General features: G+C 62.7%; 15 protein-coding genes. 6 read left to right on the forward strand and 9 right to left on the reverse strand.

What is annotated here, in order from left to right:
- Positions 1–2 precede the first annotated feature (2 nt).
- The 3 genes from ABOA88_RS07575 to ABOA88_RS07585 form a co-directional block, all read right to left on the reverse strand.
- Entirely contained in the window at positions 3–998 is a 996-nt protein-coding gene (locus ABOA88_RS07575) for an ABC transporter permease (protein ID WP_367851733.1), read from the reverse strand.
- Positions 995–2,545 carry a sugar ABC transporter ATP-binding protein gene (locus ABOA88_RS07580; protein WP_367851734.1) on the reverse strand — a complete coding sequence of 517 codons (1,551 nt, stop codon included), beginning with the start codon at positions 2,543–2,545 and terminating at the stop codon, positions 995–997. Before ABOA88_RS07580 ends, ABOA88_RS07575 begins: the two co-directional genes overlap by 4 nt.
- Before the next feature lie 160 nt (positions 2,546–2,705).
- On the reverse strand, positions 2,706–3,659 hold the full coding sequence (locus ABOA88_RS07585; protein ID WP_367851735.1) for a sugar ABC transporter substrate-binding protein: 954 nt from the start codon (positions 3,657–3,659) through the stop codon (positions 2,706–2,708).
- A 356-nt stretch (positions 3,660–4,015) separates the two neighbouring features.
- Between ABOA88_RS07585 and ABOA88_RS07590 the strand changes: the two genes are divergently transcribed.
- The 3 genes from ABOA88_RS07590 to ABOA88_RS07600 all read left to right on the forward strand — a co-directional run bounded on the left by ABOA88_RS07590 (position 4,016) and on the right by ABOA88_RS07600 (position 6,283).
- On the forward strand, positions 4,016–5,104 hold the full coding sequence (locus ABOA88_RS07590; protein WP_043214809.1) for an asparaginase: 1,089 nt from the start codon (positions 4,016–4,018) through the stop codon (positions 5,102–5,104).
- 237 nt (positions 5,105–5,341) lie between these two features.
- Positions 5,342–5,584, forward strand: a complete 243-nt coding sequence (locus ABOA88_RS07595) for a DUF1654 domain-containing protein (protein ID WP_043214811.1) — start codon at positions 5,342–5,344, stop codon at positions 5,582–5,584.
- A 6-nt stretch (positions 5,585–5,590) separates the two neighbouring features.
- Entirely contained in the window at positions 5,591–6,283 is a 693-nt protein-coding gene (locus tag ABOA88_RS07600) for an endonuclease (protein ID WP_196170386.1), read from the forward strand.
- Here ABOA88_RS07600 and ABOA88_RS07605 read toward each other — a convergent pair whose 3' ends face one another.
- Positions 6,284–6,709 carry a GTP pyrophosphokinase gene (locus ABOA88_RS07605; protein WP_043214816.1) on the reverse strand — a complete coding sequence of 142 codons (426 nt, stop codon included), beginning with the start codon at positions 6,707–6,709 and terminating at the stop codon, positions 6,284–6,286. It lies immediately after the preceding gene.
- A gap of 102 nt (positions 6,710–6,811) precedes the next feature.
- Complete coding sequence (locus ABOA88_RS07610) at positions 6,812–7,381, reverse strand: SPOR domain-containing protein (RefSeq protein ID WP_196170387.1); 570 nt, start codon at positions 7,379–7,381, stop codon at positions 6,812–6,814.
- A 235-nt stretch (positions 7,382–7,616) separates the two neighbouring features.
- On the opposite strand from ABOA88_RS07610, the gene ABOA88_RS07615 reads away from it, so the two are divergent.
- Entirely contained in the window at positions 7,617–8,285 is a 669-nt protein-coding gene (locus ABOA88_RS07615; protein WP_196170388.1) for a DUF3313 domain-containing protein, read from the forward strand.
- 87 nt (positions 8,286–8,372) lie between these two features.
- Here the strand turns inward: ABOA88_RS07615 and ABOA88_RS07620 are convergent, their stop codons facing one another.
- A complete protein-coding gene (locus tag ABOA88_RS07620; protein ID WP_367851736.1) occupies positions 8,373–11,048 on the reverse strand; it encodes a hybrid sensor histidine kinase/response regulator in 2,676 nt (891 codons plus the stop codon).
- Positions 11,038–11,865 (reverse strand): response regulator transcription factor, encoded by an 828-nt coding sequence (locus ABOA88_RS07625; RefSeq protein WP_367851745.1) that lies wholly within the window; start codon positions 11,863–11,865, stop codon positions 11,038–11,040. The genes ABOA88_RS07620 and ABOA88_RS07625 overlap by 11 nt, the downstream gene beginning before the upstream one ends.
- A gap of 221 nt (positions 11,866–12,086) precedes the next feature.
- On the opposite strand from ABOA88_RS07625, the gene ABOA88_RS07630 reads away from it, so the two are divergent.
- Both ABOA88_RS07630 and ABOA88_RS07635 read left to right on the forward strand, forming a co-directional pair.
- On the forward strand, positions 12,087–13,694 hold the full coding sequence (locus ABOA88_RS07630; protein ID WP_367851737.1) for a methyl-accepting chemotaxis protein: 1,608 nt from the start codon (positions 12,087–12,089) through the stop codon (positions 13,692–13,694).
- Between the two features lie 20 nt (positions 13,695–13,714).
- Positions 13,715–13,909, forward strand: coding sequence for a hypothetical protein (locus ABOA88_RS07635; RefSeq protein ID WP_196170392.1), 195 nt, complete (start codon positions 13,715–13,717; stop codon positions 13,907–13,909).
- A 19-nt stretch (positions 13,910–13,928) separates the two neighbouring features.
- Here the strand turns inward: ABOA88_RS07635 and ABOA88_RS07640 are convergent, their stop codons facing one another.
- Positions 13,929–15,050, reverse strand: coding sequence for a glycosyltransferase 61 family protein (locus tag ABOA88_RS07640; protein ID WP_367851738.1), 1,122 nt, complete (start codon positions 15,048–15,050; stop codon positions 13,929–13,931).
- Positions 15,051–15,363: 313 nt separating this feature from the next.
- A complete protein-coding gene (proP, locus tag ABOA88_RS07645; protein WP_196170394.1) occupies positions 15,364–16,866 on the reverse strand; it encodes a glycine betaine/L-proline transporter ProP in 1,503 nt (500 codons plus the stop codon).
- Positions 16,867–16,956 lie beyond the last annotated feature (90 nt).

Below are 16,956 nucleotides of genomic sequence, written 5' to 3' on the forward strand. Positions count from 1 at the left end.
GTTCAGTTCCGCCGGCCTGCGCGCCGGCTCCGGTAAGTGTCGAGCACCACGGCGATCACGATGACCGCCCCGGTGATGATGCGCTTGGTGGGTTCGGAGGCGCCGATCTGCGCCAGCCCCGCGGCCAGCACGGAGATGATCAGGACGCCGAAGAAGGTACTGATGACCGAGCCGCGCCCGCCCATCAGGCTGGTGCCGCCGATGACCACGGCGGCGATGACCTGCAGCTCCAGGCCAGCGCCGGCATTGGGGTCGGCGGCCTCCAGGCGGGAGATCTGGAACAGCGCGGCCACGCCCGCGAGCAGGCCCATCAAGGCGAACACCAGCACCTTGTAGGGGCGCGGGTCGATGCCGGCAAGGCGCACGGCCTCTTCGTTGGTGCCGATGCCGATCAGGTAGCGGCCGAACACCGTGCGGGTCAGCACCAACTGGGCGACGACGATGACCAGCAAGGCAATGATGAAGGCTGGCGAAATACCGAAGGCGATGGGGTTGGAGAACCAGGCAAAGGCATCGCCGATGTAGGCGGTGCGTGAGTCGGTGAACTGGTAGGCCAGACCTCGGGCCATCTCCAGCACGCCCAGGGAGACGATGAACGATGGGATGCGCCAGGCCACCGTGATGCCACCGGTGACGCTACCGGCCAGCGCCGCCACGGCCATGCCCAGCAACGCCGCAGGCAACGGGCTCCAGCCCCAGCCCAGGATCGCCACGCTGACCGCCGAGGCGGCCAGGGCCAACACCGAGCCCACCGACAGGTCGATGCCGCCGATGATCAGCACGAAGGTCATGCCCACCGCCAGCACCATGAGGTCCGGGATCTGGTTGGCCAGGGTACTGAAGGTGGCGTAGGACAGGAAGTGGCTGCTCAGGAACGAGAACAGCACGATCATCGCCAGCAACGCGCCGGCCAGGCCCAGGTAGGTACCCAGGCCGAAGTAATTGGCGCTGCGGCGCGCGGGGGCGCGGCCCGGGGTGTCGAGAGGTGTGGTCTTCATGGGTCCATCCTGGGAGCTGCTTCGTGCAGCAGTGCGTCACGTTTCTGATAGCCGGCGAAGGCGGCGGCGAGCAGTTGATCCTGGCTCCAGCGCTCGCGGTCGAAGGTATCGATCAGCCGGCCCGCCGAAAGCACGGCGATGCGATCGCAGATCAGCATCAGCTCGCGCAGGTCGCTGGACACCACCACCAAGGCCTTGCCCTGGCGCGCCAGTTCGGCCAGCAGGCCATAGATGTCGAATTTGGCGCCGACGTCGATGCCCCGGGTCGGCTCGTCGAACAACAGCACCTGGCAGTCGCGCTCCAGCCAGCGGCCGATCACCACTTTCTGCTGGTTGCCGCCGGAGAGCTCGCCCACGGCCTGGGCCGGGCTGGCGCTGCGGATGCGCATGGCGTTGATCTGGCGCAGCGCCTGGGCGCGCTCGGCCTCGGCGTCGAGTATGCCCGCGCGGGACACCGCCCCCAGGTTGCCCAAGGCAATATTGGCGCTGATCGATTGGGACAGCAGCAAGCCTTCGCCCTTGCGGTCCTCGGTGATCAACGCGATACCCGCGCGCACCGCCGCCTTGGGCGAATCGAGGGTGACCGGCTGCAAGGGCTGGCCAAGTTCAATCTGCCCGCTGTCGGCGCGGTCGGCGCCGTAGATCAGGCGCAATAGCTCGGTGCGCCCGGCGCCAATCAGGCCGGAGATGCCAAAGATCTCCCCTGCCCTGACCTCGAACGACACCTCGCGCACCTTGTCGCCACGGCTGAGCTTGTGGACCTTGAGCAGCGTCTGGCCGATCTCGCGACGGCCGAGGTCGATATGCTCACCCAGCTCGCGACCGACCATGAGGTTGACCAGCTCGGCGCTGCTGTAACGCTGGATCGGCTCGACGCACACCAGCTTGCCATCGCGCAGCACGGCGATGCGCTGGGCCACGCGCTGCAGCTCTTCCAGGCGATGGGAGATATAGACGATGGCCACGCCGCGCTGGCGCAGGCGTTCGATCTGGGTGAACAGCAGCTCCACTTCGCGAGCGGTGAGCATCGCCGTGGGCTCGTCGAAGATCAGCACATGGCAATCGCCAATGAGGTTGCGGGCGATCTCCACCATCTGCTGATGGCCGATGCCCAACTCGCCGACCGGGGTGTCCGGGTCGATGGCATCCAGGCCGACCTGGGCCATGGCGGCGGTAGCCAGTTGACGCAGGCGTTTCTGGCTGATCCAGCCGGCGCGGCTGGGCAGGTTGTCGAGGAACAGGTTCTCGGCCACGGTCAGGGTGGGCAGCAGGTTGAGCTCCTGCATCACCATGCGCACGCCCAGGCGCTCGGCCGCGCTGCGACTGCCGGGCGCGTAGGGCTCGCCGCGATAACGCATCTGCCCTGTGGTGGGCGTTTCCAGGCCGCTGATGAGCTTGGACAGCGTGCTCTTGCCCGCGCCGTTCTCGCCGGTGAGCGCCAGTACTTCGCCGGCGCGCAGCTCCAGCGTCACATCGCCGAGCACCGGTTGGGTGTAAGTCTTGCCCAGGCCGCTGACAGCGAGGGTGACCTCATTCGCTTCTCTCATGGCAAACACCCCGCCCCAGGGAACGCAGCGGTCTTGTATTGGCTGTGCTGGCCTATTGGCGGGCGAGCCCGCTCCCGCAGGCCTTGCGCAGTCCTCGAGAACCTTGCTGTACCCAGGGGAACGGGGTTACCGACGAAACAGGCGCCGCGATGCCACGTCATTATTCGGTAACCAGTTCGACCGGGGTCTGAATGACGTTGTCGGCGTCCACCGCAGGCTTTTCGCCCTTGAGCATCTGCAAGGCCGCCTGGATGCCGAACACCGCCTGGTCGGCGCCATGCTGCTCGAGGGTGGCGAGCACACGGCCGTCCTTGAGCATGGGCTTGATGGCGCGGATGTTGTCGTAGCCCACCACCTGAACCTGGCCGGTCTTGCCCGCCGCCCGCACCGCCGACACAGCGCCCAGGGCCATGCTGTCGTTACCGGCCAGCAATGCCTTGAGATCGGGGTATTCGTTGAGCATGGCGGCGGCGACGACGTTGCCCTTGTCGATCTCCCAGTTGCCCGACTGCACCGAGACCACCTTCATCTGCGCAGCTTCCATGGCGTCCTTGAAGCCTGCGGTGCGCTGCTGGGCGTTGGTGGTGGTCGGCACGCCCTCGATGATACCGACCTGGTCACCGGCCTTGAGCTTATGCTGGGCCAGGTAGTCGCCGACCAAGCGTGCGCCTTTGCGGTTGTCGGGGCCGACGAAGGGCACGCTCAGGCCTTTGCTCTTGAGCACGTCGGGGTCGAGGCGGTTGTCGATGTTGACCACGGTGATGCCTGCATCCATGGCCTTCTTGATCACCGGCACCAGGGCCTTGGAGTCGGCCGGGGCGATGACCAGGGCGTTGACGCCGGAGACGATCATCTGCTCGACAATGCGGATCTGGTTGCCAGTATCGGATTCGTCCTTGATGCCGTTGGCCACCAAGTCGAAATCATCAGCGTGGGTTTTCTGGTAGGTCTTGGCGCCGTCTTCCATGGTCAGGAAGAACTCGTTGGCCAGGGATTTCATGACCAGGGCGACCTTGGGTTTGTCCTGGGCCTGGGCGGCGGACACGGGGAGTGTGAGGGCAAGCGTGGAGAGGACAGCCAGGGCCAGCAAGCGGCCGGGGAATGGCAATTTCATGAATTTGACTCCGAATCTTGTGTTTTTTATCGGATCGCAAACGTTTGCGTTGCCTAACTATGGAAACAAGACCTGCTTTTGTCAAATCCATCACGCGGTTTTGCCCAGGCCGCGTACGTCGGGATTATCCGAAAAATTTCCGAAAAACCGAACACCTTTTCCTACTTTCATTCGGGATACCGAACGGAACAGGCTGTCATGCAGCCCGAACCAGTCACACAGGAATGTCGTAACGCGCCCTGATCACGGCCTCACGCAGCCCTCGCCGAGGCCCCGCACCCTGCTGGTACGAAACCTGCCTGCTCTAGGGCGGCGACACAGCCAACCATCTCATTTGGAAGAGAGAAAATAAAAACATGAACGCTGCAGTGAAAACCTTCGCCCCAAGCGCCCTCGCCCTGTTGCTGATCCTGCCGACCGGCCTTAGCGCCAAGGAAGCCGAGCAACAGCAGAAACTGGCCAACGTAGTCATTCTCGCCACCGGCGGCACCATTGCCGGCGCCGGTGCCAGTGCCGCCAACAGCGCCACCTACCAGGCCGCCAAGCTCGGTGTCGACAAACTCATCGCCGGCGTACCGGAGCTGGCCACCTTGGCCAACGTGCGTGGCGAGCAGGTGATGCAGATCGCCTCCGAGAGCATCAGCAACGACGACCTGCTCAAGCTTGGCAAACGCGTCGCGGAGCTGGCCGACAGCAAGGATGTCGACGGCATCGTCATCACCCACGGCACCGATACCCTCGAAGAAACCGCCTACTTCCTCAACCTGGTGGAGAAGACCGACAAGCCAATCGTGGTCGTCGGTTCCATGCGTCCGGGTACTGCGATGTCCGCTGACGGCATGCTCAACCTGTACAACGCCGTAGCAGTGGCCAGCGACAAGCAGTCCCGCGGCAAAGGGGTGCTGGTGACCATGAACGACGAGATCCAGTCCGGCCGTGACGTGAGCAAGTCGGTCAACATCAAGACCGAAGCGTTCAAGAGCGCCTGGGGCCCAATGGGCATGGTGGTCGAAGGCAAGTCCTACTGGTTCCGCCTGCCGGCCAAGCGCCATACCGTCAACTCGGAGTTCGACATCAAGCAGATCAGCGCCCTGCCCCAGGTGGACATCGCCTATGGCTACGGCAACGTAACCGACACCGCCTACAAGGCCCTGGCACAAAATGGCGCCAAGGCCCTGATCCACGCGGGCACTGGCAATGGTTCGGTATCGTCGCGGGTGGTGCCAGCCCTGCAAGAGCTGCGCAAGAACGGTGTTCAGATCATTCGTTCGTCCCACGTCAATCAGGGTGGTTTCGTGCTGCGCAACGCCGAACAGCCTGACGACAAGAACGACTGGGTCGTGGCCCATGACCTGAATCCGCAGAAGGCGCGGATCCTGGCGATGGTGGCGATGACCAAGACCCAGGACAGCAAGGAGCTGCAGCGGATCTTCTGGGAGTATTGATTCGTTGCCATGAAGTCGGGCCGGCGCGTTGTCTGAGCCGGCCCATTCGCGGGTAAACCCGCTCCCACAGGGTCCAGTGCGGACAAGGGAGGAGCGGGTTTACCCGCGTCTGCATTCTCTGGGTGAGTGAACCAATTCCATTCCTGCGGTCATAGACGCTTTTCGCCTTACACGCTGTTGCGAAATAGCCTACAGTGAAATACTGTATGCGCATACAGCAAAACAAGGAAAAGCCCCGTGGCCAGTACCTCTGCAGCATCGCCTAGCACCTACGAACAACTGGGTCTGCGCATCCAGAAGATCATCAACAGCCCCATTGCCCAGCGCAGCCGCGCGGCCTTGATCTTCCGCCTGGAGCACGAGTCGCCCGACGACTGGGAAACCCTGCTCGAGGAAATCGCCGAAAACGACAACGTCACCCTCGCCCACCGCGATGACGGCGGCGTGCAGATCTTCTGGACCGTGCCCAAGGAAGACTGACCGCGCATGAGAGTTTCGCTTTTCGCAGGCCTGTGCCTGCTGTTCACCGCTGTCACCGCCCACGCCGACGCCCCGCGCACCTTCCAGGAAGCCAAAAAAGTCGCCTGGCGCCTGTATGCACCGCAATCCACCGAGTTCTACTGTGGTTGCAAGTACAAAGGCAACAAAGTGGACCTGGCCTCCTGCGGCTACACCCCGCGCAAGAACGCCCAACGCGCTTCGCGCATCGAATGGGAACACATCGTGCCTGCCTGGCAGATCGGCCATCAGCGCCAATGCTGGCAGAACGGTGGACGCAAGAACTGCTCGCGCCACGATGAGGTGTACAAACGCGCCGAAGCCGACCTGCACAACCTGGTGCCGAGCATCGGCGAGGTCAATGGCGACCGCAGCAACTACAGCTTCGGCTGGCTGCCCGAGCAACAGGGCCAGTACGGCAGTTGCCTGACCCAGGTGGACTTCAAGGCCAAGAAAGTGATGCCGCGCCCGTCGATCCGCGGGATGATCGCGCGCACCTACTTCTATATGAGCAAGCAGTACAACCTGCGCCTGTCCAAGCAGGACCGGCAGTTGTTCGAGGCCTGGAACAAGACCTATCCACCGCAGACCTGGGAGTTGCAGCGCAACCAACAGGTGGCGTGCGTGATGGGCCATGGCAACGACTTCGTCGGGCCGGTGAACATGCAGGCCTGTGGCTGATCAGTTGAGGGTCTGCAGGTAGGCGCTGGCCTGCTGGTAGCGGCAAAGCCGGGCCAGGTCCGCCGGGCCCGGGCATGGGATACGCGACAGGTCACTGTTGTCGGCCAGATCCGCCAGCTTGACCTGCCGCGCCAGCGGGTCGCCCCCCAGGCGTACCACGAACGCTTCGTAGCTCTCGCCCTCGCGCCGGCTCAACGCTAGCACGGCAGCGAGGATCTTCAGGGGGAAGCCTTCGCGCGCGAGGTCCGACAGGGTCAGCGGGGTGTCCTCCAGTACGTCGTGGAGCACCGCGACGATCCGTTGCTCGGGCGTCGAGACCCGCATCATCACCCGCAACGGGTGGAGAATGTAGGCCGCACCGCCCTTGTCATACTGCCCTTCATGCGCCCTGGCAGCGACGGCAATGGCCCGTTCCAGCGTAGACATGAGGCCTTTCCCCCTCAACCACCGGCTTCCCTGCAAGCATAGCCGCACACGCCCCGGACATGCATTTTTGACGGTCTGGGGCTGCCTTGCAGCCCCTGGCACTCAGCGCTGCGCGCCGTGCTGGATGACGATCGAGTCCGTCCCCAGGCGCGCCATGACATCGGCCTTGCGTGCCTCGGCCTCGGCCTTGGTGGGGAATGGCCCCATCAACACCACCGGCTTGCCATTGCGATACTCGACCGAGGACGGGATGCCTTTTTCGATCAGGCGGGCGGTCATGTCGGTCAAGGCGCCCATGTTGGCCCCCTGGATCACTTCCACATCCCAGCCTTCGGGAGCCGGCTGGTCAGCCAGGGCATCGGCGCGCCGTTGCAGCTCGGCACCGCCGCAGACCTCACGGATGCGCAGGTTGTTGCCGGTTTCATCGACGAGGATTTCATATTGGCCATCGTGCTTGATCGCCACATAACTGCGGTACGCCTCGTACTGCCCGGCGTCGTCCTTGCCGCGCACCTGGCCGCAGATCGAGCCCTGGGTGTCGATCCGCACGTTGGCGAACTTGGCCGTCTTGGGGTTGTGCAGGTGTTCGGCCACCTGTTTGTGGACACCCTCGACCTCGTTCTCACAGCCCGCCAGGGCCAGCACTGCCATTACCACTGCCAGTTTGCGCACGCGTCTACCTCCTGATTCGAAGCGGCGGATTCTAGCATGAGCGACACCTTGATCTGACTCAGCAACAGGGCATTGACCCAATAAATGCGCTGTCGGGCCATACTTTGTCCGGCAACTTTGGCAACTGTGCGCTACATATCATTGGAGGGCGCGCGACCTGGCGTTTCCACGACACCGTCACACGAACTCGAAACAAAGGCCACAGCGCAATGCCAATGTCCCAAGGAGAACCTGAATGAACTTGAAGTCGTTCGCTACTACCGTGTGCCTGTCCTCGTTACTGCTCTCAGGTTGTGCAAGCAAATACGTGGAGTCCGATCAGTATTCCGGCTTTCTGAAGGACTACAGCATCCTCAAGGAAGAAAAGTCCCCCTCCGGTGCGCCGGTGATGCGCTGGATCAAGCCTGGCGTCAACGTCAACGCCTTCCGCAGCGTCTACATCGAGCCCAGCCAGCTTTATCCGCGGCCACAGCCGACCGAGAAGGTCCCGCAGTCTACGCTCCAGGGCATCACCCAGTACTATGACCAGACCTTGAAATCGCACTTCTCCAAAGTCCTGCCGCTGGCCACCAGCCCTGGCCCGGGCGTGTTGGTCGTGCGCCCGGCGATCACGGCGGTCAGCGCCTCCACCAAGAGCCTGCGCCCTTATGAAGTGATCCCGATCGCCCTGATCGCCGCAGGTATCAGCACCGCCACCGGCATTCGTGACCAGGACACCAGCATCGCCACCGAGGCCGCCTTCCTCGATGGCAGCAACAACCAGCTGGTGGCCGAAGTGGTGCGCAAAGGCGCTGGTACGGAGCTGGAAAATTCGTCGCAAGTCATGCAGGCCAAGGATGCCAAGGCCGTGCTCGACGGTTGGGCACAGGACATGGTCAAGTCGTACCAGACCCTGAAGAAATAACCCCTGTAGGCGCTGCCCTTCGCCGTGGCGCCCGCTTCGCGGGTAAATCGGTTCGGTGCCCGATTTACCCGTGAAACCTGGACAGCCTCACGGCTTTGTCGCGGGCACGGCTTCCAGCAGCGCGCTCACGGCATCCAGATCACAGGCTTCGGCCAAGGCGCACATATGGGCCGCCAGCATCTCGAGCTCCTGCGGAAGAGCTTGCACCCATTCGAACAGGTCCGTGACCGCCCCCGCCTCGAGCAACACACTCAACTCCCGCAAGCGATGCGCATCCAGGCTGCTCAATTGGTGGATCACCAGCACCTGGTCGCACGGCACCTCATCCTCCCTGTCCTCCCTGCGATACCCCAGCCCCAGTAACTGCGCCAGCGTCTGGCGCAATGTCGCCAGGTTGACCGGCTTTATCAGCATGGCGTCGAACGCAGGGTGCGGTGGGCTGGGCAACAGCTGGCTGTGCTGGGTCGCCGAAATCAACACCACAGGCAGTGCAGGCCAACGCTCGCGCAATGCACCCAGCAACTGGGCGCCATTGAGCTTGGGCATCAGGTAATCGGTCAGGACCAACGCTGGTGGCTGCAGAGCGGTCGCGGCGAGCCGTGCCAGGCAATCCTCGCCATCCACCGCCGCCTGGACAGAGAACCCGCAATTGAGCAGTTCATCTACCAGCACATTGCGGATGTCTTCGTTGTCTTCGACCACCCACACCGTGCGCCCCTCCCCCAGAACCGGCGGCACGGCAATCGAGAAATCCAGCCATTGCGGCTCGGCGATCTGGCTCTCGCAAGCGACATTGACCGTCAGGCAAAACCCGATGCGCGTCCCGTCCCCAACGGCGCTGTCGACCTCTAACTTCGCGCCCATCAGCCCCAACCAATGATCGACGATGGCCAAGCCGAGGCCACTGCCCTCCACATCGTGGGCGTGGCTGCGAAAGAAAGGCGCAAACAGGTTCGGCAAATCTTCTTTGGCAATGCCAAGGCCTGTGTCGTGCACGCAGAAATGCAGGTTCACGCAGCCCACCTTCCCCGGGGTGTCCGTCGCCCGCACCTTCAGGCCGATCATGCCGTCGCGGGTGAACTTGGCGGCGTTGTCCAGCAGATTGATCAACACCTGGCGAAGGCGCTTGGCATCGACTTCCACCACGGGCGGGACAGCCCCGGACAGGTCGAACGAGAACTTGTTGTTGCGTCGCAGGGCCAGGACCTGTGCCTCCATGACCACCGAGTCCAGCACACCATGAAAGTACACCGGCGCAACGAGCAAGGTTTGTCCCGAGGTGCCTTTGGCGTAGTCGATCAGGTCGCTGACCAGCGCCAGCATGTGGTTGGCGCTCTTGAAGATCACCCCCGCCTTTCGTGTGATCGCGCCCCCTTCGGCTTGCAGCAGCTGCGCATAGCCGATGATCGAGGTCAGCGGCGAGCGCAGGTCGTGGCTGACCCGACCGAGAAACTCGATCTTTGCCTGGCTGGCGTTGTTGGCTTCGACCACGGCGGTCTGAAGCGCCCGCGTACGCTGGGCCACGGCCTTTTCCAGACGGTGCTTTTGCTGGCGCTCGCTCTGAAGCAACGCCTGCTCGATCTGCTTGCGCCTGACCTGCTGCTCGAGGGTGAACAAGCCGATGATGCCGACGATGATGCCCAACCGGATGAGCATGGCCGAGATGCTGAACAGCCCGTCGTAGTTGATGGCAAAGGTGTAGTTAAAGGTGAACCACAGGCTTTCCAGCCAGATGAACAGGAACAGAACCAGCAGCACCTGGCGATAGGGGTTGCCGCGCAAGGCGGTGCGCGATATCGAGAAAGGCCATGCCAGCAGCACGGCCAGGCTCAGGTAGGCGCTGAGCGTGCGCAGCGTATTGTTGTCCCACAGTGCCTGGCTCAGGACCAGCGCCCCAATGAGCACCACGCTCGGCCAATAGAAGTACCGCCACGCTCGGCGCTGGCGAAGGTCGAGCAACAGCAGCGCCGAGGTCAGGAAGCTGAGCAGCGCGATCTGCCAGAACGTCATGCGCAGGGCCAGGCCGATGGATTGCAGCCCATCGAACAGCTGAAAGGTCAGGTAGCCCTCCTGTTCGGCCTGCATCGCGAAGGTCGCCAGCAGCCACAGGGCGAGTGTCATGAAGACCAGCTTCAGCCGCAGCAGCAGGATCGCCACCAGCGCCAGCACGCACCCGAACAGCACGGCATGCTGCAGCTGTTCGAGGCGGTCCTGGGCTTGCACGGCGTCCGCCTCCCACAACCTGAGTGACAGCGTGGGCCGGTTTTCGCTTTGAACCCGAATCAACAGATCGCTGGGTGCTCCGCCGACGAAGGTGATGGGCAGCAGATTCCGCTGACTGTGGATCGCGCGCGCGTCCATGGGCAGCGAAGGGCCAGTGCGCTGATGGTCGATCACCTCGCCGGTACGGGCATCGAGTTGGTAGAGATCGATGTCTCCGACTCGCCAGGGCGCAACCTCCAGCCAGCGCTCGGTGACCTGCTGGTCCGGTGCCTGGACCTTGAGCCTCAGCCAGAGCGTGGTATGACGACGCGGCGCACTCAGAAGCGCTTTGCTGGCTGGACGCCAACGTACCTGTTGCAGGGCCTGCTGTGCTTCAAGGGGATGTCCTGGAGTCTCTTCGAAGACCTGGACATTGCCGGTCAGCGCCTGGAACGGGGCGTGGAAGCTGCGTTGATCGAACACCGCCACCGAGCCGAAGGCCAGCAACAACAGCAAGGCCCCGAAAAAAACCGTGCATGCGCTGCGAGCATCAGTCGACATCGCCCGGCTCCATGTTGCCGCGCGCCTGGCGAAACTGATTGGGCGAGAGCCCGTAGCGGTCGCGAAATGCCGTCGAGAAGCTGGCGCCGCTGGTGAACCCCACCTCCAGGGCGATCGCCTGGGAGGCAAGACCGGTGTTGGACAGCAGGCGGCACGCCTCTTTCATGCGTTCCTCTCGCAGGAACTCGAACACCGTGACCCCGGCACACTGGCGAAAGGCTTCGTTCAGGCGCTTGCTGTTGGTGCCCACCTGCGCGGCCAGCTCGTGCAGGTCAGGGGTCGTGCTCAACGCATTCACCAACACGTTGCGCGCGGTCTGGAACAGTATGTTGTCGAGGTTGCGCACCGGTGCGGTCAGGGGTTCGTTCACCGAGGTGCTGTCCTGTTTGCGTCGTAGATGAATCACCAGCCGCAGACGGATCTCCTCCAGCCTGAAGGGTTTGACGATGTAGTCGACCGCACCGCACAGCAGGCCTTGCACCCGCTGGTCTGGCATGCCCGCGCCCGTCAGGAAGATCACGGGGATCTGCCGGGTCAATGCCGAGGCCTGCATCATTCGACAACAGGTCAGGCCATCGCAAACCGGCATCAGCACATCCATCAACACGATGTCCGGATTGATCAGCTGAACCTTCTTGAACGCATCCTGGCCGTTGCGCGCCAGATACACGCGGCAACCTTGCTGCTGCAGGTAGTCGGCGAGCAGCATCCGCTCATTGTCGACATCATCGACGACCAGGATACGCTGCCCTTGGAGGACGTCTGGCGCCAGATTTAGCGTCTCGATGAAACTCCCTCCTCTACCGACCGAATACAGGGCAGGCCCGCACCCTCACACAGGCCTGTGCAGCCGTTTTATCGCATGCCACTTTTGCGCGCTTCAACTGCGGATATTTCGCGAGCGCGTTCCCGACAACAAAAATTTCCCGCCAGCGAAAGACGCGGCCCCCCGGGCAAAAGCCACGCCCGGCCAATGGCTTGATAATCCTCGGTACACCGTGCTCGAAGTGCGACGTCCTCTTGACCATGGAGCCTCCCATGAACTTACGTTCCCTCGCCATCGGAAGCCGCTGCGCGCTTATTTTCTCGCTCATCGCCTTGTTGACGCTGGCGATCGGCGTGACTGCCATCCTGCAAACCCGATCCATGAACGCTTCGGCCGAACAAGTCCGCCAACACTGGCTGCCCGGTGTGATGGCCACCGGCGATATCAGCAACCACTTGGGGCGGATACGTTCGCTGGCCCTGCGCAACTTCATCGAACAAGACGCTGAAGACGTGCGCAGGATCGAATCGCTCAAGGGCGATGTTTCCAACGCCATGGCCGACTATGAAAAAACCCTCCAGAGCGAAGAAGACCGTGCCCTCTTCGTCACCTTCAGCCGCGCATACGCAAACTACCTGACAGTACTGGATACGGTCCTCGAAGCCCAGGGCGACAAGGCGGCGACCATGAACACCATCAAGCATGAGCTGTCCCCTCGGGCCGACAGCATGATGGCCGCCCTCAATGCCCTGCGAACCTTCAACTCCGACAGCGCAGACCGCGCTGCCGAAGCCAGCGAAAAGACCTATTACGAGGCGTTTTTCACCATCGTCGTGGCCCTGGTGGTCATCCTGCTCATGATGCTGCTCTGCTCGTTCCTGCTGACCCGCAGCATCGTGCGGCCGCTGGCGGATGCCATTACGGTCGCCCAGCGGATTTCGAGCAACGATCTGACCCAGGAGATCCGCGTCAGGGAGCGCGACGAGCCGGGCCAATTGCTGGCATCGCTCAAGCACATGCAGGACAGCCTGCGCCAGACCTTGCAGCACATCGCCCAATCCTCGGACCAGCTCGCCTCCGCAGCCGAAGAGCTCCACGCGGTGACCGAAGACACCAACCGTGGACTGCACCAGCAGAGCGCCGAAATCGAGCAGGCCGCAACCGCTGTCAACGAAATGACCGCAGCCGTCGAGGAAGTGGCCAGCAACGCAGTCAATACCGCCCAGGCCTCCGAGGACGCCGACAGTACCACGCGCCAGGGCCGCGAGAAGGTCGAGCAGGCACTGGGTTCGCTCCAGCAGCTGGTGGGCGATGTCAGCACGACCTCTGGGCAGATCGCCCAGCTGGCGCACCGCGCCAATGAGATCAACCGCGTGCTCGAGGTGATCGGCGAGATCGCCGAGCAGACCAACCTGCTGGCCTTGAACGCCGCCATCGAGGCGGCGCGGGCAGGCGAAGCCGGTCGTGGCTTCGCGGTGGTGGCCGACGAAGTACGCGCCCTCGCCCATCGCACCCAGCAGTCCACCGGAGAGATCGAACAGATGATCAGCGGCATCCGCTCCGGCACTGCGCACGCGGTCGATGCCATGCGCGCCAGTGAGAGCCGCGCCAACAGCACGCTGGAAATTGCCCAGGCGGCGGGCCACGCCCTGACGGTGATCTCCCAGTCCATGTCCACCATCAACGACCGCAACCTGGTGATCGCCAGCGCCTCCGAAGAGCAGGCTCAGGTCGCCCGGGAAGTCGATCGCAACCTGGTCAATATCCGTGACCTGTCGATGCAGACCTCCGCGGGCGCAAACCAGACCAGCGCGGCCAGCCAGGCGTTGTCCCAACTTGCGATCGAACTCAACGGCCTGGTGGCGAACTTCAAGATCTGACCACGGAGGGGCTTTTGACGATGAACGACATCCAATCACCGGAATTTGCCTTGTGGTCGTCAAGGCACGTGCACTTTAAGGGGTTCACCGAGTCCGAGTACGACGAGGCCATCCTGGAGGCCCAGTTGCTCCGACAGAAGGGGTTGGTGACCGAGCAGGAGTGGATTCAAATGGTGAAGGCGGCGAACCTACTTCTGGCCCGGGCTACGTCCTGAGCGGGCTCCGCGCCACGGCTCACGGCGGTGGAATCAGGTCCAACGTGCGCTCCACTTCCTCGATGTCGACCCTGAAACCGTCGCCATCGGGGGTGCCGACCACATAGGCGAAATGCTGGTTGTCGCGGTCGGTGTGGTACTTGTAGTAGCTGACGAAGCGATTGGGCGGCTGCAGGGCGAGCAATGCACCGCCCGGTTGCAGGACATTGACCCCATGCACCAGCTGGCTGCCCTCGACACCGATCACCACCTGCGCCCCGGCGCAGGCCGCAACGATGGACGGCACGTCGCTTTTCAGCGGGTCGACCACGTGGAAACCACGGGTTCGGCGCAGGTGTTCGGCCAACTCCAGTTCGTTGCGCAGCAAGCGCAGGTCGCCGTCGCCGCCGCGCAGCAAGAACACGCCGGGGTGCGCCTGATAGTCCACCCGCGACAGCAGTTTGTCGCCCATGGCGCGAAAACGCAGGTACTTGTTGCGGTTGTTGCAGAAGTCATCGAACAGCACCAGCTCATGGAAGTACGCGCCACCCAGGCGCCTGGGCTTCATGCCGAGCCAGTCTTCGTAGGGCGGCGCCTGGGTGTAGATGGGAAACCGCGCCGACGGCCCGACCGTGACCGGCACACCTTCCTCGGCGGCCAGGGGATAGGTCACGCAGTCTTCGACCATCCAGTTGCCGAACCAGGTATTACCGTTGACCGAACAGTAGATCGCCCCGCGGTCGATCTCATGCTCCACGACCACTCGCGGGAATGCCCTGGGCCGTTGGGAAAGCCAGAAACTGGCCCGCCCCTTGTACAGCACACCGTCGATCAACCAGACATCCTTGAGCAGATAGCCCCGGGTCGGGCCCTGCACCACTTCGCCCAGCCCTGCCATGGTGCGGGCCGGATGCTCATAGGGATAGAAGCGTTTTTCCTCCCAGCCGGTGACCCGCTCCAACTGGCCGGGCAGTGCAATGGCCGGCGGGGAAAACGCCAGGCAACCTGGGGCGATGTCCCAGCTTTTCTCCGCGATGCTTTTCAGGCTGATATCGACATGACGAGCCAGCCGTTTTCGTGCGATGTATTTATACGCGGCCAAGGTCCAGTGCCGACGATGATGGGATTCCAATTGACTGAACGCCGACACCTCACTTTCCATGAACAGTCCTCCCCACTGAGCGGGCCCCATCAGGAACGGCAAACCCATAAAGGATGTGGCCACCCTTTATGAACCTGACAATTAGGCCGGAATATCAACGCGAAACGTCAACGCACCCTGTAACTCATTGATATGAAAGCAACACTTCATTGAAGCATCACCCCTTCATATCCAGTAACAAGTAAAGGTGCCAACAAATGACTTTGCAAGCGCTCTACCTCGGGTATTTGCCAATTATTTTATGGCGTCAAATTAATCACCCCGACTAAATAGTTTGCACTTGCAATGCACATTTAAATGCCGCTTCCCACCGTCAATCGATATGGGGATGCTGTTGCGCCAAACGCGCGCGCTGGGCTTTTAGCTCGGCAATCTTCGCGTCGATGTCTTCGATCTTCTGCTCCAGCGTGTCGTGGTGTTCTTGCAGCAGCTCGCGCGCCTCTTCGATGTCCGAGGCGGCGGGGGCGGCGCCGTGCAGGGGCTTGTTGGCCGTCTCCTTCATCGACACGCCCGTGGCCAACCCCACCAATGCGATCACCATCAGGTAGTAGGCCGGCATGTACAGGTTTCCGCTGCTCTCCACCAGCCAGGCGGCGAGGGTCGGGGTCAGCCCGGCGATCAGCACCGAAATGTTGAAGGCGCTGGCCAAGGCGCTGTAGCGGATGTGGGTGGGGAACATCGCCGGCAAGGTAGAGGCCATCACCCCGATGAAGAAATTGAGCAGCACGGCCAGGATCAGCAGGCCGGCGAAGATCACCCCGAGCACGCCGCTGTTGATCAGCATGAACGCCGGAATGGCAAGCACCAACAGCCCCACGCTGCCACCGATGATGAAGGGCCGGCGGCCCACCTTGTCGCTCAACAGGCCAATGATCGGCTGCACGAACAACATGCCGACCATGATCGCGATGATGATCAGCACCCCATGGTCTTCGCTGTAGTGCAGGTTGTGGGACAGATAGCTGGGCATGTAGGTGAGCAGCATGTAGTAGGTGACGTTGGTGGCGATGACCACACCCACGCAGGTCACCAGGCTACGCCAGTGCCGGGTGGCGACCTCCTTGAACGACACCTTCGGGCCTGAGGCCAGGCCTTCGCGATCGCCCTGCTCCAGCGTGTCGACATGCTGCTGGAAGGCTGGCGTCTCTTCGAGGGCGTGGCGCAGGTAGAGGCCGATCAGGCCCAGCGGCAAAGCCAGGAAGAACGGCAAGCGCCAGCCCCACTCCAGAAACGCCGCCTCGCCCAGTGCAGTGGAGATGAGCACCACCAGGCCCGCGCCCAGCACGAACCCTGCGATCGAACCGAAGTCCAGCCAACTGCCGAGAAAGCCCCGCTTGCGGTCCGGTGCGTACTCGGCCACGAAGATCGACGCCCCGGTGTATTCGCCGCCCACCGAGAACCCTTGGGCCATCTTGGCCAGCAGCAACAGGATCGGCGCCCAGATGCCGATCGAGGCATAGGACGGGATCAGCCCGATGGCGAACGTACTCAAGGACATGATCACGATGGTCGCCGCCAGCACCTTCTGACGCCCATAGCGGTCACCCAACGCGCCGAAGAACAGCCCACCCAGCGGGCGGATCAGGAATGGCACCGAGAACGTGGCCAGTGCCGCGATCATCTGCACCCCGGGGCTTGCGTTAGGAAAGAACACCTTGCCCAGTGCATAGGCAACGAAGCCATAGACACCGAAGTCGAACCACTCCATGGCATTGCCCAGCGCCGCGGCGGTGATCGCCTTGCGCATCTTGGCGTCGTCGACGATGGTGATGTCCTGCAAGCCGATCGGCTTGACGGTCTTTTTCCGTGATTTCATGGTCGCTCCCTGTCGCGGATGCACGCTCTATGGCATCAGATACAGCGGAACGTAAAAAAATTCACCGAGAAGGCTGTGCAGGCTTTGTGG

This window comes from Pseudomonas sp. PKS (genome assembly GCF_051913525.1).
Lineage (GTDB): Bacteria > Pseudomonadota > Gammaproteobacteria > Pseudomonadales > Pseudomonadaceae > Aquipseudomonas > Aquipseudomonas guariconensis_D.